Genomic DNA, 19,281 nt, shown 5'->3' with positions numbered 1-19,281 from the left:
GAGTGGTTCACTCGTGCTATGCCACGACACGATGAACCCCCACAGATCCCTGACCGTCCCGAACTGACCTTCCACTGGTACCTGCCGCCTTTCGTCGACTCACGCTACGTCGTCGGCGGTGGCCCCGGGGGCAGGGTCGCCGCCCACGGCCGCGACGGGCTGCCCGACCGCGCCGTTGATGCCAGGTACCTCACCCAGCTCGCCCTCGCCGCAGAACAGAATGGTTTCGACAGTGTGTTGATCCCGGTCGGGCTGTGGTGCGAGGACCCCTGGTTGATAGCCACCAGCCTGCTCGGCGCCACGGACCGGTTGAAGTTCCTGGTGGCGGTCCGTCCCGGCCTGGCCACCGCCCTGAAAGAAGCGCAGTCCGCCGCCACATTCCAACGTCTGTCCGGAGACAGGTTGCTCATCAACTTGGTCACGGGTGGGGAACCGGCCCAGCAACGCGCCACCGGCGACCGCGTGCCCAAAGCCGAGCGTTATGAGCGCACCGCCGAGTACCTTGAAGTGTGGAAGCAGCTCTGGACCAGTCCCGAGCCGGTCGACTACGCCGGACGTCACGTCGACATCCGGGGTGCCAGACTTCCGGTCCGTCCGGCGACTGTGCCGCCGGTGTACTTCTCCGGATCCTCCCCGGAGGCGGTGCGGGTCGCCGCCGACCATGCCGACACCTACCTCACCTGGGGTGAACGCCCCGGGGACGTCGGGAAGAAGCTCCGTGAACTACCCGGTGCACGGGGAGGGCTCCGGGTACACGTCACCGCCCGGGAAACGTCGGATCAGGCGTGGGAGGCCGCAGCACAGCTGCTGACCCATGTCTCCGAGTCCGATGTCCGGGCGGCCCAGGAGGCGATCGCGTCCTCGGAGTCCGAGAGCCAACGTCGTATCGCCGAACTCCACGGCCGTGGCTCGGCCTTCCGAAGGGGAGATGACGTCCGCGCCCTGCAGATCCACCCGGGTCTGTGGACCGGCGTCGGTCTGGTCCGTGGTGGGGCAGGAACGGCGCTGGTCGGATCCTACGACGAGGTCGCCGACCTGATCGCCGAGTACCAGCATGAGGGCGTCACCGAGTTCGTCCTGTCCGGATACCCACACCTGGAGGAGACCTACCACGTCGGGGAAGGGGTCATTCCCGCGCTCCGTCGCCGCGGTTACCCGGTCACCCACCACGGTGGGCCGCTTGTCTCCGAGTCCACCTCCGACTCGGCCTCCGGTTCGGTCGCTGAGACCCGGGAGGAGGTGAAGAGCGCATGAGAATCGTCCGGAAGAACACTCCGTCCGGGACGGTCACGCTCGTCGCGCTGACCTCACTCACCGCACTGGCGGTCAGTGGCTGCAACGCGGTGAGCTCCGGCGACGGAGGCGACGACTACGACGAGACGGCCGTGATCTCCGACGCGGTGGACAAGGACACCGTCCTGCGCATCGGCGACCCCCGCACCCAGGTCGCGCTCGAGGCGTCCGGTCTGAGCGACGAGCTGGACTTCACCCCGGAATGGGCGAACATCGACGGCGGACCGAAAACCCTCGAGGCCTTCCGCGCCGATGCACTGGACGTGGGCGCCGTCGCCGACATCCCGCCCCTGTTCGCCACGTGGACGAACACACCGGTGCGGATCGTCTCCGCGCGCCGCACCGTCGACCCGCTGGAGCACCCGACCTACGAGCTGGGGGTCGCGCCGGGTGCCGATGTCCGCGAGCCGGCTGACCTGAAGGGCAAGCGTATCGCCTACAGTCCGGGACAGGCGCAGGGGGCGCTGGTGCTGCGGGTCCTCGAGGAGGCGGGCCTGTCCCAGGACGACGTCGACCTTGTGGAACTGCAGAGTACCGACGACACCTTCGTCAACGTCATCGCCAAGGGGGAGGTGGACGTCGCCCCGCTCGGCATCGAACAGGCTCGGTCCTACCTGGCGAAATACGAACAGGACGGGGCGAGCACCATCGCCCCCGGGGTGCCCGACGACCCCTGGCACCTGTACGTGCCGACCACCACGCTGCAGGACGGGAAGAAGACCGCGGCACTCAAGCAGTATGTGCAGGTCTGGAACAAACTCAACCTGTGGATCAACGACCACCGCGAGGAGTACGCGGACCTCTACCTCGTCGACCACCAGGGGCTCTCGGAAGAGGACGCCCGGTATGTCGTCGACCGGCAGGGGGACTTCACGGTTCCGCAGAACTGGGACGGGCTGATCAGCGAACACCAGGCGACCGCGGACCTGCTGTCGCGGGAACAGGACCATCCGGAGATCGAGGTCGACGACCTCTACGACCGACGTTTCGAACCCGAGGAGTTGTCGGCATGACCACCATACTGGAGCACACCGTAGGAACGAATGATCCGTCGCAGCGACCACCTGCCCCGCCCCCGGGGTCTGCGGGTGACGGACCGGAGGACGTCCGGCCCCGGCGCCGGAACTACGGGCCCGGAGGCCGCCTGACACTCGGCCGTGGACTCGGAGTCCTGATTCTCCTTCTGGCGTGGGCCGGCGGGTCGGCGACAGGGCTGATCGACCCGCGGATCATGGCGGCTCCCTGGCAGGTCGTGGTGGCCGGCGCGGACCTCGTGGAGTCAGGGAGGCTCCAGGAATCACTGGTGGCGTCGTTGACCCGTGCGGCCGCCGGCATCGCCCTGGGGATCGTCGCCGGCGTCATCCTGGCCACCGCGGCCGGGCTGTCCCGCTGGGGAGAATCACTGATTGACGGTCCGGTCCAGGTCAAACGGTCGATCCCGACGCTGGCCCTGATGCCGCTATTGATCCTGTGGTTCGGGATAGGTGAGGAAATGAAGGTCACCACCATTGCCCTGGCCACGGTGATCCCGGTGTACATGAACACCTTCGACGGACTCCGGTCGATCGACCGGAGGTTCGTCGAACTCGCCAGCACCCTGGAGGTCGGTCGCGTGGAGTTCCTGCGACGGGTGATCCTCCCCGGCTCGATGCCCGGTGTGATCCTGGGGCTGCGGTACGGAGTGACCGCCGGTCTGCTGGCTCTGGTCGTCGTGGAGCAGGTGAACACGACGTCGGGACTGGGCTACATGATCACCCTGGCGTCGAACTACGGGCAGACGGAGATCATCGTCGTCGGCCTGGTCACCTATGCAGTGCTCGGTGTCGCTGCCGACGCAGCACTTCGCGCAGTAGGACGGAGGGCGTTGTCATGGCGACGGACGATCAGCTGAATGCGGGCGGGGGGACGATCCCGGCACCGGGCACGGTCAGTGTGCGGAATCTCCACCGTTCCTTCGACGGAACCGCCGACATCCTGGCGGGGATCGACCTGGACATCGCCGCCGGCGAGTTCGTTGCACTACTGGGACGCAGCGGGTCCGGGAAATCGACCTTGCTGCGTGCACTCGCCGGGCTGGACGGCGATGTCACGGGCCACGGCGTGGTCGAGGTGCCCGAGCGGGTGTCGGTGGTATTCCAGGATTCCCGGCTCGTGCCGTGGCTCCGCATCGCCCAGAACGTCGCCTTCGGCCTGCCGTCGGGCGGGGTGACCACGAGGAATGTCCGCGATGCACTCGCAGAGGTCGGATTGTCAGGTCGTGGACGTGCCTGGCCGGTCGAACTGTCTGGTGGTGAGCAGCAGCGCGCCGCACTGGCCCGGGCGCTGGTCAGGGAACCGGAGCTGTTGTTGGCCGATGAGCCGTTCGGTGCTCTGGATGCCCTGACCAAGATCCGGATGCACGGACTGCTGCGGGACCTCGTTGCCCGTCACCGGCCGTCGGTGCTGATGATCACCCACGACGTCGACGAGGCGCTCGCCCTCGCCGACCGGGTGGTGGTGCTCAGCGAGGGGAGCCTGAGCCTTGAGCTGTCGACGGACGGCACGGACGGTACCCCTGTCGACCTGCGGGGGAGACTGCTGGCGGAGCTCGGGGTGGAGGCTGTGGCGCACTCGTGACATGAGAGACGCGGCGGAGACGGAGCGTCGGGCCGCTGATCATCGCCCTGGTGGTGATCGCCCTAGAGATGGGTGTGTTGGGCGTGCGTGCGTTCCGGCTACTCTGGTCGATATGTCAGAGACCGCGCGCGCCGAGTACACGCCATTCCCTTCTTTCGCGACGTGGAGTGCAGCAGAGGTCTCGTACAGGGACGTTGACCGGGCGACGACACGTTTCGATCAGCTGAAGACCGATGTTTCGCAGGACGTGCTTGACAAGGCACTTGAGACCGCTCGGAGAGCAGCTGCTGTCGACACCAACGCCATTGAGGGAGTCTTCGCCACCGACCGCGGTTTCACCAGGACGGTGGCGGAGAAGGCGGGGGCCTGGGAACAGGCGATGGCGAACAGGGGCCCGCATGTTAGGCCTGCTTTCGATGACACTCTCGCGGGGTTCGAGCTGATCCTGGACCGGATGACGGGGAAGCGACCGGTGACCGGCCAGTTCATCCGTGAACTCCACCAGACCATGCTTCGCAGTCAGCCGACGCACACGGTCTACGTTCCTGTCGAGGGCACACTGATCGAGCAGGAACAGGCTCTTCCGAAAGGTGAGTACAAGTCGCACGCCAACAGCCCGACGCGCTCTGACAACACCGTCCACGCCTACGCCTCGCCGGACGACACGGCCCCGGAAATGGACCGGCTAATAGACGAGCTTCGGTCTGAGAGTTTCGTGAACGCTCATCCCGTCACCCAGGCCGCCTACGCCCATTACGGTTTCGTCTGCATCCACCCCTTCGCCGACGGGAACGGGCGCGTGGCCCGTGCCTTGGCAAGCGTGTACCTTTATCGCTCACCTGGAGTTCCGCTGGTAATCTACCAGGATCAGCGGGCGAGGTACATCGAGGCCCTCGAGACCGCAGACAAAGGACATCACCATTCACTCATGCGGTTTATCGCTGAGCGGGTGACTGACACCGTCAACGTCATCATCGACGAACTCTCGGTGCCGCTGGGGGCGTCTGCCTCCGACCAGCTCTCGTCACTGCTTGCGGAAGGAGCACTCCCGGCAGAGGTGGCTGATGCCGCGGAGCGTCTCAAGGAACTCCTTGGCGAGGCACTACGGACTCGCATTGACGTGCACGCCGACAAGCTCGGGCTTCCATTCCTGGTCCAGGGGCAAGTGTTCGGTACGCCCCCGGGGATCCCCGAGTGGTACCGGGCCATCGGCGACGATTTGGCCACGAGCCTGACCGTAAATACGAAGTCCCCCCACAAGCTCTTCGTTATTTGGTCCGCCCTGATCTGCCGTCGGGACGACGACACCGCGGAGTTCGACCTCGTCGCCGTGACCGGTACGGGCCGTCAGCTCGGTGTGTATCTCCGGGAGCTGCACCCCACGGTGAGCGAGAGTCTGCGACAGAGGGTCGGATTCTTCGCCGACGCGATGGTCGAGGAGTTTTTGGCTCGGGTCATTGAGAAGCTCCGGTCCTCAGGTCGGTAGGGGATGTGGTGAGAAGAAGTGGATAACACGGAGATCATCAACGCCCTCGCCGCACTTCTGCGGGAACGGGTCACGGCCGGATGCCTGCCCGGCGCTGTCGTGGCACACCTCCGGGCCGACGGGGACACGGACACCGTCGCAGTCGGTGTGCAGGACCTGGAGTCGGGCACACCGATGAGCGAGGAGTCCCTGTTCTTCTGGGACTCTCTGGGAAAGCCCGTGGTGGCGGCCCTGGGACTGACCTTCATCGCCGAGGGCACCGTCGACCTGGATTCGCCGGTGGCCCGATGGCTACCAGAGTTGGCCGATCCCCGGGTGCTGCGTGACCCCACGGGCCCGGTCGAGGACACCGTCCCCGCCGACCGCCCGGTCACGGTCGAGGATCTGCTCACCCTGCGGGGCGGGCTGGGCTTCATTCCGGACTTCGAGGCGCCGTACAGCGTGCGGTTGGTCGATGACCTGCAGGAGGGACGGCACCGGGCCCTCACCCGCCAGGAGTACCTGACGGCCGCCGCCGGTCTTCCCCTGGCACACCACCCTGGTGACGGGTGGACGTACAACACCGGCAGCACCCTGCTCGGCCTGCTGCTGGAACGTGTCGCCGACCGGCCGCTCGAGGAGTTGATGCAGGAGCGGTTACTTGGTCCGCTGGGCATGGTCGACATGACCTGGTGGGTCGATACCGCCGACACGGATCGTCGGGCGCGGTTCACGGCCCGCTACGCGGAACAGGACGGCCAGGACACCCCGGTCCTGGTCGACGGGGTGGACGGCATCCACGCCGAGCCACCGTCCTTCCCGGATGGAGCCGGTGCCCTGATCGGACCCGTGGGTGACTGGGTGACCTTCGCCAGGATGTTGCTGGGCGGTGGAGCGTCGGACGGTGTCCGGGTTCTACCGGAGCCCCTGGTCGCCGCGATGATGACCGACCAGCTGTCGCCTGCGCAGCGGGAGATGTCGGGCTTCTTCCTGACCGACGGTGAAGGCTGGGGCTACGGCGGCAGCGTACGTCCCGACGGGACGTACGGCTGGGCCGGTGCCGCCGGAACCTGGGCGCGGGTCAACCCACGGACCGACGAGGCCGTCGTCGTGTTCACCCAGCTGGCGTTGCACGGCCCTGACGGCGGCGGGCTCTTCGACGAGATTGAGCAGATCGTCAGTGCGGCGTGGTGACACTACGCCACGGTTGTCACGGCCGGGGCCGGCCCTCGATCCAGTAGGCGACCCAGTCCACGAAGGCGGTGTCGACGTTCCACTCGTCCACGGCGATACCGCGCACGGTCTTCGTCATCCCCACTTCTCCGCTGGCCCACACGTACTCCACGGCTGCTGACGGGTGCCCGGAATCCGCCGCCTCACGGAGATGAGTGGCGACGGCCTCGGACTCCATCCCGGGTGTGGTGTAGATGATCTGCAGGGACGCCACCCGGTTGGACCAGTCCTCCGCCAGCCCGCTTTCCAGGTCGTCGGGGGAGTGGGCGACGACGACGAGGTGGTACCTCGCGAGGTCGTCGGGGTGGTGGTCGTCGGTGAACTCGAGGACGGCCAGCAGGGCGGGGACGGCTGACGGGTCGGCGACGAAGAGGGGGCGTTCGGCATGGCGGATCCAGATGGCGTTGCACAGCCAGACCCCGGCGGTGGCGCCGGGGCGGACCTGTGAGACCCAGCTGGCACCGGGACCGGGGTGGTCGTCGTGCATCACCACGTCGACGTCGATCTCTCCTTCCTCCTGCCGCAGGTGGCGCACGGTGTACCACCGCAGCCCCGGACGTACGGCCTCGTCGATCTCTGCGACGGCGGCGCGGATGTTCCGTCCCGCGGTGTCGAATGGTTCGAAGTCGTGGCCCTGCTGGGGCATGAGCAGGCCGAAGAACTCGTCGGGCCCGGTGAGTTCCAGTTCCCTGAATTCGGGGGAGGACAGTGTGAGGCGCCGGAGATTCGGTGCGATCAACTCGTTTGCGGTCACAGTGACCGGGACGAGCCGTCCGCCGAACTCGTCGGCGGGCTCGGTGCCCTCGGACGGGTCACGTCGCGGGTGCTCCCGGAGTTCGGTGTCGCGGACGGCGGTGGCGGGTGTGGTGGCCATGGTGGTGCTCCTGTCTATGGTGGCTGTTTAAGATGCGGGGTCGTCGAGGTGGTCGCCGGTCTCCGGCGGGGCGGACGGGACGATCAACGGGCCGCCGACCACCGGGTCGTCAATGACGACGGCATCGAGGTTGAAGACGTCTTTGAGCAGGCGGGAGGTGATGATCTCACCGGGACTGCCGGCTGCCTCGACCGCACCGTCACGCATGACAACCAGGTGGTCGGAGTAGCGTACGGCGAGGTTGAGGTCGTGCAGCACCATCACCACGGTACGGTCGAGACGTCTCTTGAGCTCCCGGACGAGGTCGAGGACCTCGATGGAGTGGGAAAGGTCGAGGTAGGTCGTCGGCTCGTCGAGGAAGAGGACCTCGGTGTGCTGTGCCAGGACCATGGAGATCCACACCCGCTGGCGCTGGCCGCCGGACAGTGAATCCACGGGACGGTCGGCGAGGTTGGCGACCGAGGTCATCTCGAGTGCCGCCATGACCTCCTCTTCATCCGTGGACGACCACTGCCTGATCCAGCTCTGGTGGGGGTGACGGCCACGTGAGACCAGGTCGGAGACGACCAGGCCGGGTGGGGCGACTGGTGACTGCGGGAGTACACCGATGATCTTGGCGAGGTCCTTGCGTTTCATGCCGCTGATGTCGGTGGAGTCGAGGCGGACGTCGCCTGCCCGGGAGGGCAGGAGCCGGGCCAGTGACCGGAGCAGTGTGGATTTTCCGCACCCGTTGGGGCCGATGATGGTCGTCACTTTGCCGCCGGGAATCTCCAGTGACAGGTCGTCGATGATGGGGGCACCCTTGCCGTAGCCGACGGTGAGGCCGGAGGCGGTGATGGTGTTGGTCTGGGTGGTCGTCTGGGTGCTCATTCGGTGGAGGCCCTCCGGTTGTTCTGGACGAGCAGGTAGATCAGGAACAGTCCGCCGACTGCGGAGGTCAGCAGCCCCACGGGGAGTTCGATGGGAAGAAGTGACTGGGTCGCCATGTCGGCGAGGAGCAGAAGGCAGGATCCGAACAGTGCGGATGCCAGCAGCGGCGGGGTCGACCGTCCGCAGAGACGTTGAGCGATCTGCGGGGAGACGAAGGCGACGAAGCCGATGGGGCCTGCCGCGGAGACGGCGACGGCGGCCAGCGCGACGGAGAACACGAGAAGCGCGACCTGGACCCCGGTGACGTTCTGGCCGAGTGACCGGGCCACGTCGGGGCCGAGCACCCCGGCGAGCAGCTGGAAGGAGATCCAGGCGAAGATCGGTGCCCCGATCAGCACCAGGAGGATGACCGGCAGCGCCCGGGTCCAGTTGGTGGCGTTCAGTGACCCGGAGAGCCACATCTGTGCCGTGATGGCGTCGCGCAGGTCGGCGCGGGTCATCAGGAAGTTGATGAAGGCCATCAGTAGTGCGGAGATGATGATGCCGGAGAGCACGAGGCGGAACGGGTCCATGCCACGGCGGTAGGCGAGGATCCAGATGGCCAGCCCGGTGAGCAGCCCGCCGGCGAGGGCGGCGACGGGGATGCCGACGCCGGAGAGCCACCCGACGAGGCCGCCGGAGGCGCCGCCGCCGAGCACGATGATCGTCACCGCCATCGCGGAGGCGCCGGTGGTGATGCCGAGGATGTCGGGGCTGGCCAGGGCGTTGCGGGTCACCGACTGGGTGAGGGCACCTGACAGGCCAAGCGCGGCGCCGACGACGATGCCGGTGACGGACCTGGGCATGCGCCAGTCGAAGACGACGAGTTCCTCGATGCGGGACGGCTCGACGATGAGGTCGCGGAGCCCGGCCAGGTGCAGGGAGTCGAACAGCCGGGCACCGATGATCTCTACGACCCGGATCGGGGTCAGCGGATAGTCGCCGAGGCAGATGGACAGCAGGAACAGGATGACGGCCGTGACGGCCAGCAGGACGGTCACGAAGAAGTGGCGGGGGCGCCACACCGTGGACAGTGCGCCGAGCCGGAACGCGGGACGCCCTGGCACCCGGGAATTGTGGACCCAGGTGCGCCGGGGCTTCCGCTGGGACTTCTGCGGGGTCTCGATGTCGGTGGTCGTACCGGTGGGGGTCACAGTTGCACGACCTTTCTGCGGACGAGCATGTAGATGAACAACGGCGCGCCCACGAACGCGAGGACGATGCCGACCTGGAGTTCACCGGGGCGGGCCACGAGGCGACCGAGGACGTCGGCGTAGATCAGGAGGGTCGCTCCGCCGAGCGCCGAGTACGGCAGGATCCAGCGGTAGTCCGGTCCGGTGATCGAGCGTACGAGGTGCGGGACCACGAGGCCGAGGAAGGCGATGGGGCCTGCGGCGGCGGTGGCGGACGCCGCCAGCAGGGCGATGACGACCATGCCGACGAGTCGGGCGACACGGGTGTTCACGCCCAGGGCGGTGGCGACGTCGTCACCGAGGTTGAGGAGGTTGAGCTGGGGGCCGGTGGCGAAGGCGAGGAGTAGGCCGATGACGATGACCGGGAGTACACCCCAGAACACCCCCATGTCCCGTCCCGCCACGGAGCCCACGGTCCAGAAGCGCATACGGTCGAGGTTGTTCTCGTCGGTGAGGACGAGGGCGCTGATGATCGCCTGGAGGACGGCGTTCATCGCGGCGCCACCGAGGATCAGCGTCAGCGGGTGGACGTTGCCGCCACCGACGGAGGCGAGGCCGAAGACGATGAAGGTCGCGACGATGGCGCCACCGAAGGCCCATGCCGCGGTGGCGCCCGTACCGGTGACGTTGAAGAGGGCGAAGCTGGTGACGACGGCCAGTGACGCTCCGGCGGAGATACCGAGAATGCCGGGGTCTGCCAGCGGGTTGCGGGTGTGACCCTGGATGAGTGCTCCCGCGACTCCCAGTGCTGCGCCGACGACGATGCCGATGAGGGTGCGGGGGAATCGGAGTTCGGCGATGACCTGGAGATCGGGATTGTCGATACGGTCGGCACCCAGAGCGGAGGGCAGTTGGCGTAGCGCGTCCAGGAGGACGTCGCTGGGGATGACACGGGAACCGTAGGCGAGACTGAGCAGGAAACCGACAACGAGGAGGGCGGTGAGTCCCAGGAGGCCGAGGAGCCTGCGCCGCCGGAGGTTCGCCGCTGCCGATACCGTGGGCCGGGGACGCGTCGGGCCCGGTGGTTCGGGGACGTCTGTGGTTCCCGTCGTCATCGGGCCCCTTTCGCTCGTGGGAAAGAGCGTGGTGGCACGGAAGAACCCCTGCCTCCACGCTCGAGGATAGGTTCACCTTAGATCGTAGGTGAGCCTCGCGCAATGAAAGCAGGGGCGGTGCCCTGGCCTGGTACAGGCAGGCGGTGGGTCTAGATGAACGCCAGGATGGCGCCGATCAGGCCGATGATTCCGGCGACAGCGCCCGCGACGTTACCGATGTTGCCGATCCCCTCGATCCAGTCTTCACCGCCGAAGGAACCGAGGATCCCGTCTTCCTCGAAGAGGTCGTCGAGGGAACCGCTGATCTCCGAGGTGGAGGAGCCCTCGCCGGAGCCTTCCTCGGAGGACTGGGAGATCGAACTGGTCGGCAGGTCGGTGGATCCTTCCTGCGCGGAGGCGACGCCGACACCGGCGAAGGCGACAGTGGCGGCGGTGGCGCCGGCCAGGAGGGTCTTCTTGAGCTTCATGTTGTGAGTCCTCTTGAGTCAGGGAGCGACGACACGACAGTGCCGGCGCGGAAGAACTTGTTTTACCTGATCCATAATCTGGTATCAGAGAGAAAATCTCCACACCGTGTGCCAGTTAATTCTCACCCTGAGTGTGTCAGTGCTCTGCCGTAACACCGCTATGGTGTATTTTACCTGCGGTGATGTTGTCATCGGGAGACTGTGGTCGGTTGCAGACGAGCCACTCATTATGGGGGGTTTGGCAGGGGACCACTCGATCCTCAGTGGATACTGCGGAAGAAATTGGTACTGCAGACAGAACAACACCCCGTCATGGTGACGGGGTGTTGAGAGGGGATGGCTTAACTAGCCGAGCTGGCTCTCGATGAAGTTCCGGCTGTCCTGCAGGACGCCCTGGAAGGCATCGGAGGCGTCGATGGCGGCCGTGTAGGCGCCGGCCAGGGTTGCCACGGCTGCGCCGCCGACGGCGAGGCTGACCAGGGCCTCGGTGGCCTTGCCGTAGTCGAACTGGTCACCGGTCCAGGAACCGAGGGCATCGGCGCCGGTGACGGATCCGAAGACGTCGCGCTCTGCGGAGAGTTCCGCGGAGCCTGCGGTCGGCGCGCTTCCGGATTCTTCGTTGGAGGCGGAGCTTCCGGTGCTGGCGTCGTCAGGGAGTTCCTCCTGTGCGGAGGCGACGCTGGTTCCAGCGATGGCGAGGGTGACGGCGGTTGCTGCGGTCAGGAAAGTCTTGCGGGCTTTCATGGTGATTCGCTCCTCTTGAGGATCGTTGGTGAGGGGTACGAATCAGAACTTAGCATGCCGGATGTGAGTCGGATACCGATATGTTCTTGCTGATCAGACGGTAAATACGGGGGAGGGTATCTGCTGGTCGGTAGTGTGTGCAGTGCCGCGCGGTCCGTGTCCGGTACCTGGAGGGGTACCGGGAACTGCGGTGACAGGCCGCTGCGTGTGCGCTGGGGGACGTCAGAGAACACTAGCCAGGCGCGGGTGGCCCGTGCGCGCGCCAGCAAACTTCAATTTAGGTCGTGTCCCACGAACGGGGGTGTGCGGACACGGGAAACGGCCCCGACCATGTGGTCGAGGCCGTTCCTTGAGTGACCCCTCAGGGGCCGAGCATCATTGATGATGCGTCACATCAGAAGGGGAAGTTCGGGATCTTCCCGGTGATGTCGTCCACCATGTCCTGGAAGTCGTTCACGGCGTCGTTGATGTTCGGCAGGATGCTGATCGAGCCGGCCACAGCCTTGCCGAAGTCGTTGAAGATGGTCAGGGTCTCGGTGGAGCCCTCAATGCTGCCGAGGAGCTCGGCGGAGGAGGTGGTCTCCTCGGCCGGCGGGGTCTCCGGGGTCTCGTCCTGTGCGGAGGCGATGCCGGTGCCGGCGATGGCGACGGTGGTGGCGGTGGCTGCGGCGAGCAGGCCCTTCTTGAAGGTCATGTGTATATCCTCACTGAACTTGTGCGGCCGTCCGGAGGTGCGGTTCTCCGGCCGGAGGCGGGGGTCCCGCCGTTCGTCGAAGAAGTTACCAGCGCTGTCGCGATCTGTCGTGGGGTAATTCCGAAGAAAATGCATCAGTGGGCAAAATAATGACTTGCGAGAGCCTTACCTGAGTAGATCGAGGCAATCTCGTGGAGATGGCGGGTTCATATGGAAGACACCTACATGACCGATTGCATAGGGTGTCCGGTGTTGTCATTCTTGATGGCGAGTGGCGGCATCACTCCAGCTAGGGTGACATATGCCCCGGCGGGTACGTGCGGTGATGTGTTGTGGCTGTGGTGCTCCGGCTCGGTCCTTTCCGGTGAGGTGCAAGAGAGGCGACGGTTGTGATGCTATCGGAGAATGCCTGTTACTGTGACATGTGACACATACCGCCGATCGGGGGTGATGTCGCCTTTAGTCTCGGTCGACATCCCGGCGACTGGGGGCCTCGAGAGGCTCGAGAGACTCAGGCGGTGACGGCTGCCCGTGGTGTCGACGGGGTCGAGTGATCGTCGGGTTTGGTCCGTGTCTCCGCCAGTGGCATACTTGAGCGGTTGCCTGTGGTCCACAGGTTCATCCGCCGTGTCTCGCACACGTGCGGAGCGATTCTTAGAGGGCCACGGAGAGGCACGGACCGCGCGCGTGAGGGTCGGTAATCCCACGCGCACAGAACTACTAGGTCTACAAGGAGACTAGAAGTGATTCAGCAGGAATCGCGTCTGAAGGTCGCCGATAACACCGGAGCCCGGGAAATCCTGGTCATCCGCGTGCTCGGCGGCTCCACCCGACGCTCCGGCGGCATCGGCGACGTCGTCGTCGCCACCGTCAAGGAAGCAGCCCCCGGTGGCGCCATCAAGTCCGGTGACATCGTCAAGGCCGTCATCGTGCGCACCAAGAAGGAGACCCGTCGTCCGGACGGCTCCTACATCAAGTTCGACGAGAACGCAGCCGTCCTGATCAAGGGCGTCGACAACAACGACCCGCGCGGCACCCGTATCTTCGGGCCGGTCGCCCGCGAGCTGCGTGACAAGCGCTTCATGCGCATCGTTTCTCTCGCTCCGGAGGTGCTGTAACCCATGAAGATCCGTAAGGGCGATACCGTCCTGGTCATCTCGGGCCCGGACAAGGGTGCCAAGGGCCGGGTCATCGAGGCCTACCCGCAGCGCGACAAGGTTCTTGTCGAGGGCGTCAACCGCATCAAGAAGCACGTCGTCAACTCCGCACCCGAGCGTGGCGCCGAGTCTGAGGGCATCGTCACCCAGGAGGCCCCCATCCACGTGTCCAACGTGATGGTCCTCGACGCTGACGGCGAGCCCACCCGCGTCGGCTACCGCTTCGATGAGGACGGCAAGAAGATCCGCATCTCCCGCCGCACCGGGAAGGACATCTGATGAGCGACAACTACACCCCCCGTCTCAAGACCCGCTACCGCGGCGAGATCCGGGAGACCCTGAACAACGAGTTCCAGTTCGACAACGTCATGCAGATCCCCGGCGTGACCAAGGTCGTCGTGAACATGGGTGTCGGCGAGGCAGCCCGCGACTCCAAGCTGATCAACGGTGCCATCAAGGACCTCACCCTGATCACCGGCCAGAAGCCGCAGATCCGCCAGGCCAAGAAGGCGATCTCGAACTTCAAGCTGCGTGAGGGCATGCCCATCGGCGCCCGCGTCACCCTGCGTGGCGACCGCATGTGGGAGTTCCTCGACCGCCTGCTGACCGTGGCCCTGCCCCGAATCCGCGACTTCCGCGGTCTCTCGGACCAGCAGTTCGACGGTAACGGCAACTACACCTTCGGTCTCAACGAGCAGTCCATGTTCTACGAGATCGACGTCGACTCGATCGACCGTCCCCGCGGTATGAACATCACCGTGGTGACCTCTGCGACCAACAACGACGAAGGCCGTGCGCTGCTGCGCGAGCTGGGCTTCCCGTTCAAGGCCGGCCAGAACGCCGAGAAGTAGTCTTCCGGCTGCGCCGAGATCCTCTCGGCGACACCGACGCCGTCCCATCCCGCTGACTCAGCGGAGTGGGGCGGCGTTTTCTGTGCTGTGTGTAGGTGGGGTGCCGCTGAGACGCGGACGGGGCAGGACAGTCGCTTTACCTTCCGGATGGTAAAGTCAGCGGGCGTGAACAGCCAACGAACCAGCATTCTCGACGGTGCACTCCGGCTGCTGGATGACTCCGCCGCGGGAGGGGGACTGTCTCTCGACCGGGTCGCCAAACAGGTAGGAATCACCAAGCCGGGACTGATGTACCACTTCCCGTCCAAAGAGGCGCTGATGCTCGCCCTCGTCGACCATGTCGTCGACCGGTGGGAGAGCCAGCTCAACGACGCGCTCGGGGCTCCCGTCCAGGAGGCCGGGCCTGTCGAGCGCATCACCGCCTATGCCGAGTTCACCCTGTCCTCCACCTTCGGTACCTCGGACATCGTGATGCTCGCTGACCCCCGGCTGCGTGAACAGATGACCGCCCGGTGGCACCAGCGCATCGAGCCCTGGATCGTGATCGAGGAAGATCCTCGTACCGGCCTCGACTCTTCGGCACGCGCCCGACTCAACGGTGTGCGGCTGATGGCGGACGGCGCATGGTTGGCGTCGGCCACCGGCGTGCTGGACCCCGGTGAGGAACAACGCGCCGAGGTCCTCGACGTCGCACGTGACATCCTGAAGTCCCTGGAGGTGGACGGATGATAGGCTGGCTCTCCCTGCTGGCGGCGATCTTCTCCGAGGTCGGCGCGTCGCTCTCCCTGAAGGCTGCGGTGGACAACCCTGCCTGGTACATCACCGTCGTTCTCGGGTACACCTTTGCCTTCGTCATGCTCTTCCAGTCATTGAAGGCGGGACTCGCGCTCGGCGTGGCCTACGGAGTCTGGGCGGCGTCCGGCGTGGCGTTGACGGCGATTCTCGCCTCGGCGGTGTTCGGCGAGCCGATGACCGCGCTGAAGACCCTCGGTATCGTCCTGGTCATGGGTGGTGTGCTGCTCGTCGAGATCGGCTCGCAACGGGCGAACCAGCGTCGTCTCGACGAGCAGGCACTGCGAGGGGAGTCCTGATGGCGTGGGTTTTTCTCGTCGCCGCTGTCGTCTTCGAGGTGTCGGCCACCATCTGTCTACGCATGTCGGTCACCGGCTCGAGGGGCTGGTACATCCCCGTCGGAGTGGGCTACGTCCTGGCGTTCACAGCGCTGTCGTCTGCGCTTGTCCAGGGGATGGAACTGGGTGTGGCCTACGGGATCTGGGCGGCGACGGGCGTCGCGCTGACCGCGGTTCTCAGTCGCGTCTTCTTCAAGGAGCCGCTGACACTGTTGATGTGTTGCGGCATCATCCTGATCATGGGCGGCGTGCTGCTCATTGAAGTCGGGAGTGTTTGACCAGGTGTTCCGCTGCGGCGGAGAGTTCGTCGCGTACCGCCGCAAGATCCTCGGAGGAGGCGGTGTCCAGCATCGTCACGATGGTCTGGTGGGCTTTCGTCCGGTGCTCCCGGTCGTCGTCGTCCCATTCGCCGCTGACGTGTGCGGCGATCAGGTGCGCGTCATCATCAAGGAGGAGGGCAGCGTCCTGCGTCGTCGGTGCCGCAGTGGTCGTGTTGTCGATGTAGGTACTGACGATGCCGCGCAGTTCCGGGGAAATGGATTCGGAGGACATGGGGTCCAGTGTTGTGCCGTCGGTGGCGCGTCGCAACCCTGTGGACCCACCATCACCCGCCGATGGCGCTCATGGTGCGTTCCGGCTGGACGTATCCTTCGTCATTCAGCGTGATCTCGTCCGACCCGTAGGCGCGGGGTTTGCCCCACATCGCGCGCGACCATTCCAGGGCCACGTCCTCGTCGGAGGCGTCCCCGCGCAGCAGGCCCATCAGGTCGGTCTCCTCGTTCGAGAACAGGCAGCTGCGGATCTTGCCGTCCGCGGTGACGCGGGTGCGTGAACATGCGGCACAGAAAGACTCCGTCACCGAGGCGATGATTCCCACGGTGCCGAGCTTCTCACCGGTAGCCGTGCCGTCACCGTCGTGCCCGAAGACCTCCCACAGCTGGGCCGGTGCGGAGCCTCGCGGTGCCGGGTCCTCGCGCAGGGCGAACCGCTCGGACAGCGCCGACCGGATCTCCGCCCCGGAGACCAGGTTCTCCCGAGCCCACGACCGGTCGGCGTCCAACGGCATCTGCTCGATGAAACGCAGCTGGTAGCCATGGTCCAGGCACCACTGCGCCAGATCCACCGCGCCGTGGTCGTTGACCCCGCGCATCATCACCGCATTGACCTTCACCGGCTCCAGGCCCGCGTCTTTCGCGGCCTTCAGCCCCGCCATTACCTGGGGGAGACGGTCGCGCCGTGTCAGGGCGGCGAACGCTTCCCGGTCGACGGTGTCCAGGGAGACGTTCACCCGCGTCAACCCGGCCTCCACCAGCTCGCCGATGCGCTTGTCCAGGCCGATGCCGTTTGTCGTGATCGAGATCGACACCTCGGGGTGCAGCGTGCGTACACCGCGGATGATGTCGGCCAGGTCCTTACGCACCAACGGCTCGCCACCGGTGAAGCGGATGTCCTTCACCCCGAGCACGCGCACACCGATGTCGGCGAGGCGGACGGCCTCGTCCGCGGTGAGCAGCTCGTCCTTCTTCAACCACGGCAGGCCCTCGGCCGGCATGCAGTAGGTGCAGCGCAGGTTGCACTTGTCGATCAGCGAGATGCGCAGATCGTCGGCGGTGCGTCCCCACCGGTCGGTGAGGCGCAGTACGGATGACACGGACGGCACGGATGGCGCAGTCTGAGCAGTTGAAGCGGTCACCGGTTTCACCTCCGTGGATTGACGTCGTTGTCTACCGGTCTACCCTGACACAGGGGGATGCCGCGAACCGGTGGCGTCCGGCAGTTCCGAACGCCGGTCCGGCACTACTGGTTGCCACGGCGGAGATATCCGGGGTGGCGGCACTGGGCGGAGTAGTACGATTCCAGCGTAACCATCGTTTGCCTGCATAACTTCTGAGAGCTGATCACGATGTCCGTCACCACCGGTCTCCATACCGGACGTCGCCGTCCCCTCGGTGTCCTCCGTGCCTTCACCGTTGCCGTCGCCGGCGCCGGCCTGATGTTCGCCTCCGCGTGTTCCACCGCAGGTGACTCCGACGAGTCCACCGACACCACCGACGGTGGCTCTGGAAGCACCGGAACCGTCGAGGTCTTCGCCGCAGCGTCGCTGAACAACGCCGGGGACGAGCTGGCCGAGGCCTTCGCCGAGGACAATGACGGCGCGGAGCTGGAGTTCAACTTCGCCGGTTCCTCCAAGCTGGTCCAGCAGATCGGGCAGGGTGCGGACGCCGATGTGTTCATCAGCGCCGACGAGGAGAACATGGACGCCGCCCTCGACCTGCCCGAGTTCGACGGTGCTGAACCGGAGACCATCGCCACCAACCGCCTGGTGCTGGCGACCTCGCCGGGTAACCCGGCGGGCTTCGACTCCGTCAACGACCTGTCCACCACCGCCGACTTCCGTCTCGCCGTCTGCGCCGACGGTGTGCCCTGCGGCACCCTCGCCAACGACTACCTCGACGAGCGTGAGGACGACGGTCACGGCCTCGGACCGTCGACAGTCTCCGAGGAGGCGAATGTCTCCGACGTCTCCACGAAACTGGCCACCGGTGAGGTGGACGTCGGATTCATCTACTCCACGGACGCGAAGGCGCTGCAGGAGAACTCGACAGACGGTGAGGTCGACGGTGAGGTCGAGGTCTTCGACCTCGACGGTGTCGAACCCAACACGTACCCCGCAGCCCTGACCGCCGCAGGTGCGGACAATGACGCCGCGGCCGCGTTCCTCCGGTGGCTGACGTCCGACCGCGCCCGCGGCATCCTGGAGTCCTACGGCTTCGGTGCAGCGTAAACCCGTCACCTCCGTCCCCGCGGCCGTCGCGTGCATCGCGCTGGTCGCGGTCCTTCTGCTGGTCGGGCCGCTTCTCGCCCTGCTGTTGAACATCCCCTGGGGCCGTGCGGTGGAACTGGTTACCGAGCCGGCGGCCGTGCAGTCGCTGACGCTGTCGCTGAGTACCGCGGTGGCCGCCACCGTCCTGTGCATCGTCCTCGGTCTGCCGTTGTCGATGTGGCTGGTGGAACTGACCCGCCGGCATCCCGGGAGGGGACAGGCCGTCCAGCTGGTCGTCTACGCGCCGTTGGTGCTCTCCCCGGTGGTCTCGGGTCTGGCGCTGGTGTTCTTCTGGGGACGACACGGCCTGCTCGGCAGTTGCCTCGAGAACGCCGGCGTCCACGTCGCCTACACCTCCCTCGCCGTGATCGTGGTGCAGGTGTTCGTCTCGCTGCCGTTCTTCGTCTCCACCACGGTCACCGCGCTGCGCGGTATCCCGGTGGCACTGTCGGAGGCCGCAGCGTTGGACGGCGCGTCCCGTTGGCAGACGGTCCGTCGCGTGCTCGTGCCCGTCGCCTGGCCCGGCATCGCCGCCGGAACCGTGTTAAGTTTCGCCCGGGCACTGTCGGAGTACGGGGCGACGCTCACGTTCGCCGGTAACGTCGCCGGGGAGACCCGCACCATCCCGCTGCTCGTCGAACTCGGTCTCAGCGCCAACGACATGGACCGTGCCCTCGGTGCATGCATCATGCTCATCGGCGTCTACGTGTTCGTCGTCGGAGGGATCGCCGTGGTGCGCCGGGTGCAGAGGACGCAGAAGCAGCAGAGGTAACACG

General features: G+C 66.2%; 23 protein-coding genes. 14 read left to right on the top strand and 9 right to left on the bottom strand.

Going from position 1 to position 19,281, the window contains the following annotated elements; all coding sequences use genetic code 11:
• Positions 1-18: 18 nt before the first annotated feature.
• From FS507_RS02215 to FS507_RS02190, 6 genes are all read left to right on the top strand, one after another.
• On the top strand, positions 19-1,254 hold the full coding sequence (locus tag FS507_RS02215) for an LLM class flavin-dependent oxidoreductase (RefSeq protein WP_145941217.1): 1,236 nt from the start codon (positions 19-21) through the stop codon (positions 1,252-1,254).
• Positions 1,251-2,306 carry an ABC transporter substrate-binding protein gene (locus FS507_RS02210; RefSeq protein ID WP_222121377.1) on the top strand — a complete coding sequence of 352 codons (1,056 nt, stop codon included), beginning with the start codon at positions 1,251-1,253 and terminating at the stop codon, positions 2,304-2,306. Before FS507_RS02215 ends, FS507_RS02210 begins: the two co-directional genes overlap by 4 nt.
• Entirely contained in the window at positions 2,303-3,184 is an 882-nt protein-coding gene (locus FS507_RS02205) for an ABC transporter permease (protein WP_145941216.1), read from the top strand. Before FS507_RS02210 ends, FS507_RS02205 begins: the two co-directional genes overlap by 4 nt.
• Positions 3,163-3,909: an ABC transporter ATP-binding protein gene (locus tag FS507_RS02200; protein WP_145941215.1), complete on the top strand. Its 747-nt coding sequence runs from the start codon at positions 3,163-3,165 to the stop codon at positions 3,907-3,909. Before FS507_RS02205 ends, FS507_RS02200 begins: the two co-directional genes overlap by 22 nt.
• A gap of 112 nt (positions 3,910-4,021) precedes the next feature.
• Entirely contained in the window at positions 4,022-5,395 is a 1,374-nt protein-coding gene (locus tag FS507_RS02195) for a Fic family protein (RefSeq protein ID WP_186314521.1), read from the top strand.
• An 18-nt stretch (positions 5,396-5,413) separates the two neighbouring features.
• Positions 5,414-6,568 carry a serine hydrolase domain-containing protein gene (locus FS507_RS02190; protein ID WP_145941213.1) on the top strand — a complete coding sequence of 385 codons (1,155 nt, stop codon included), beginning with the start codon at positions 5,414-5,416 and terminating at the stop codon, positions 6,566-6,568.
• 16 nt (positions 6,569-6,584) lie between these two features.
• Here the strand turns inward: FS507_RS02190 and FS507_RS02185 are convergent, their stop codons facing one another.
• The 7 genes from FS507_RS02185 to FS507_RS17505 form a co-directional block, all read right to left on the bottom strand.
• Positions 6,585-7,481 (bottom strand): siderophore-interacting protein, encoded by an 897-nt coding sequence (locus FS507_RS02185; protein WP_145941212.1) that lies wholly within the window; start codon positions 7,479-7,481, stop codon positions 6,585-6,587.
• Positions 7,482-7,508: 27 nt separating this feature from the next.
• Positions 7,509-8,351, bottom strand: coding sequence for an ABC transporter ATP-binding protein (locus tag FS507_RS02180; protein WP_145941211.1), 843 nt, complete (start codon positions 8,349-8,351; stop codon positions 7,509-7,511).
• On the bottom strand, positions 8,348-9,517 hold the full coding sequence (locus FS507_RS02175; RefSeq protein WP_260853144.1) for a FecCD family ABC transporter permease: 1,170 nt from the start codon (positions 9,515-9,517) through the stop codon (positions 8,348-8,350). Before FS507_RS02175 ends, FS507_RS02180 begins: the two co-directional genes overlap by 4 nt.
• Positions 9,518-9,540: 23 nt before the next feature.
• Positions 9,541-10,638 (bottom strand): FecCD family ABC transporter permease, encoded by a 1,098-nt coding sequence (locus tag FS507_RS02170; protein WP_145941210.1) that lies wholly within the window; start codon positions 10,636-10,638, stop codon positions 9,541-9,543.
• A gap of 149 nt (positions 10,639-10,787) precedes the next feature.
• The gene (locus FS507_RS02165) at positions 10,788-11,105 is read right to left on the bottom strand and encodes a hypothetical protein (RefSeq protein ID WP_145941209.1); all 318 of its coding nucleotides are present in this window, start codon (positions 11,103-11,105) and stop codon (positions 10,788-10,790) included.
• Between the two features lie 345 nt (positions 11,106-11,450).
• Complete coding sequence (locus FS507_RS02160) at positions 11,451-11,849, bottom strand: hypothetical protein (protein WP_145941208.1); 399 nt, start codon at positions 11,847-11,849, stop codon at positions 11,451-11,453.
• Positions 11,850-12,243: 394 nt separating this feature from the next.
• A complete protein-coding gene (locus FS507_RS17505) occupies positions 12,244-12,543 on the bottom strand; it encodes a hypothetical protein (protein WP_186314520.1) in 300 nt (99 codons plus the stop codon).
• Positions 12,544-13,286: 743 nt separating this feature from the next.
• Here FS507_RS17505 and rplN point away from each other — a divergent pair.
• From rplN to FS507_RS02125, 6 genes are all read left to right on the top strand, one after another.
• Positions 13,287-13,661: a 50S ribosomal protein L14 gene (rplN, locus tag FS507_RS02150; RefSeq protein WP_038546346.1), complete on the top strand. Its 375-nt coding sequence runs from the start codon at positions 13,287-13,289 to the stop codon at positions 13,659-13,661.
• Between the two features lie 3 nt (positions 13,662-13,664).
• A complete protein-coding gene (gene rplX, locus FS507_RS02145) occupies positions 13,665-13,979 on the top strand; it encodes a 50S ribosomal protein L24 (protein WP_038546349.1) in 315 nt (104 codons plus the stop codon).
• A complete protein-coding gene (gene rplE / locus FS507_RS02140) occupies positions 13,979-14,551 on the top strand; it encodes a 50S ribosomal protein L5 (RefSeq protein ID WP_038546352.1) in 573 nt (190 codons plus the stop codon). Before rplX ends, rplE begins: the two co-directional genes overlap by 1 nt.
• A gap of 165 nt (positions 14,552-14,716) precedes the next feature.
• Entirely contained in the window at positions 14,717-15,280 is a 564-nt protein-coding gene (locus tag FS507_RS02135) for a TetR/AcrR family transcriptional regulator (RefSeq protein WP_186314519.1), read from the top strand.
• The gene (locus FS507_RS02130; protein ID WP_145941206.1) at positions 15,277-15,642 is read left to right on the top strand and encodes a DMT family transporter; all 366 of its coding nucleotides are present in this window, start codon (positions 15,277-15,279) and stop codon (positions 15,640-15,642) included. The genes FS507_RS02135 and FS507_RS02130 overlap by 4 nt, the downstream gene beginning before the upstream one ends.
• Positions 15,642-15,959 (top strand): DMT family transporter, encoded by a 318-nt coding sequence (locus FS507_RS02125; protein ID WP_145941205.1) that lies wholly within the window; start codon positions 15,642-15,644, stop codon positions 15,957-15,959. The genes FS507_RS02130 and FS507_RS02125 overlap by 1 nt, the downstream gene beginning before the upstream one ends.
• On the opposite strand, the gene FS507_RS02120 is transcribed toward FS507_RS02125, so the two are convergent.
• The gene (locus FS507_RS02120; protein WP_145941204.1) at positions 15,937-16,233 is read right to left on the bottom strand and encodes a hypothetical protein; all 297 of its coding nucleotides are present in this window, start codon (positions 16,231-16,233) and stop codon (positions 15,937-15,939) included. The genes FS507_RS02125 and FS507_RS02120 overlap by 23 nt on opposite strands.
• Before the next feature lie 52 nt (positions 16,234-16,285).
• Positions 16,286-17,374 (bottom strand): GTP 3',8-cyclase MoaA, encoded by a 1,089-nt coding sequence (gene moaA, locus FS507_RS02115; RefSeq protein WP_186314518.1) that lies wholly within the window; start codon positions 17,372-17,374, stop codon positions 16,286-16,288.
• Positions 17,375-17,584: 210 nt separating this feature from the next.
• Between moaA and modA the strand changes: the two genes are divergently transcribed.
• Positions 17,585-18,466: a molybdate ABC transporter substrate-binding protein gene (gene modA / locus FS507_RS02110; protein ID WP_145941202.1), complete on the top strand. Its 882-nt coding sequence runs from the start codon at positions 17,585-17,587 to the stop codon at positions 18,464-18,466.
• Positions 18,456-19,277, top strand: coding sequence for a molybdate ABC transporter permease subunit (locus FS507_RS02105; RefSeq protein ID WP_145941201.1), 822 nt, complete (start codon positions 18,456-18,458; stop codon positions 19,275-19,277). The genes modA and FS507_RS02105 overlap by 11 nt, the downstream gene beginning before the upstream one ends.
• Positions 19,278-19,281: the final 4 nt, after the last annotated feature.

Source organism: Corynebacterium glyciniphilum AJ 3170 (genome assembly GCF_007673095.1).
Classification (GTDB): domain Bacteria; phylum Actinomycetota; class Actinomycetes; order Mycobacteriales; family Mycobacteriaceae; genus Corynebacterium.
Note: the sequence above shows the minus strand (reverse complement) of the source record. Positions and strands in the feature narration are given on the sequence as shown.

What these genes read in the sequence shown, in the direction of transcription:
- FS507_RS02215 (WP_145941217.1), top strand. Translation starts at nt 19, where the DNA reads ATGCCACGACACGATGAACCCCCACAGATCCCTGACCGTCCCGAACTG.
- FS507_RS02210 (WP_222121377.1), top strand. Translation starts at nt 1,251, where the DNA reads ATGAGAATCGTCCGGAAGAACACTCCGTCCGGGACGGTCACGCTCGTC.
- FS507_RS02205 (WP_145941216.1), top strand. Translation starts at nt 2,303, where the DNA reads ATGACCACCATACTGGAGCACACCGTAGGAACGAATGATCCGTCGCAG.
- FS507_RS02200 (WP_145941215.1), top strand. Translation starts at nt 3,163, where the DNA reads ATGGCGACGGACGATCAGCTGAATGCGGGCGGGGGGACGATCCCGGCA.
- FS507_RS02195 (WP_186314521.1), top strand. Translation starts at nt 4,022, where the DNA reads ATGTCAGAGACCGCGCGCGCCGAGTACACGCCATTCCCTTCTTTCGCG.
- FS507_RS02185 (WP_145941212.1), bottom strand. Translation starts at nt 7,481, where the DNA reads ATGGCCACCACACCCGCCACCGCCGTCCGCGACACCGAACTCCGGGAG.
- FS507_RS02180 (WP_145941211.1), bottom strand. Translation starts at nt 8,351, where the DNA reads ATGAGCACCCAGACGACCACCCAGACCAACACCATCACCGCCTCCGGC.
- FS507_RS02170 (WP_145941210.1), bottom strand. Translation starts at nt 10,638, where the DNA reads ATGACGACGGGAACCACAGACGTCCCCGAACCACCGGGCCCGACGCGT.
- FS507_RS02165 (WP_145941209.1), bottom strand. Translation starts at nt 11,105, where the DNA reads ATGAAGCTCAAGAAGACCCTCCTGGCCGGCGCCACCGCCGCCACTGTC.
- FS507_RS02160 (WP_145941208.1), bottom strand. Translation starts at nt 11,849, where the DNA reads ATGAAAGCCCGCAAGACTTTCCTGACCGCAGCAACCGCCGTCACCCTC.
- FS507_RS17505 (WP_186314520.1), bottom strand. Translation starts at nt 12,543, where the DNA reads ATGACCTTCAAGAAGGGCCTGCTCGCCGCAGCCACCGCCACCACCGTC.
- rplX (WP_038546349.1), top strand. Translation starts at nt 13,665, where the DNA reads ATGAAGATCCGTAAGGGCGATACCGTCCTGGTCATCTCGGGCCCGGAC.
- rplE (WP_038546352.1), top strand. Translation starts at nt 13,979, where the DNA reads ATGAGCGACAACTACACCCCCCGTCTCAAGACCCGCTACCGCGGCGAG.
- FS507_RS02130 (WP_145941206.1), top strand. Translation starts at nt 15,277, where the DNA reads ATGATAGGCTGGCTCTCCCTGCTGGCGGCGATCTTCTCCGAGGTCGGC.
- FS507_RS02125 (WP_145941205.1), top strand. Translation starts at nt 15,642, where the DNA reads ATGGCGTGGGTTTTTCTCGTCGCCGCTGTCGTCTTCGAGGTGTCGGCC.
- FS507_RS02120 (WP_145941204.1), bottom strand. Translation starts at nt 16,233, where the DNA reads ATGTCCTCCGAATCCATTTCCCCGGAACTGCGCGGCATCGTCAGTACC.
- modA (WP_145941202.1), top strand. Translation starts at nt 17,585, where the DNA reads ATGTCCGTCACCACCGGTCTCCATACCGGACGTCGCCGTCCCCTCGGT.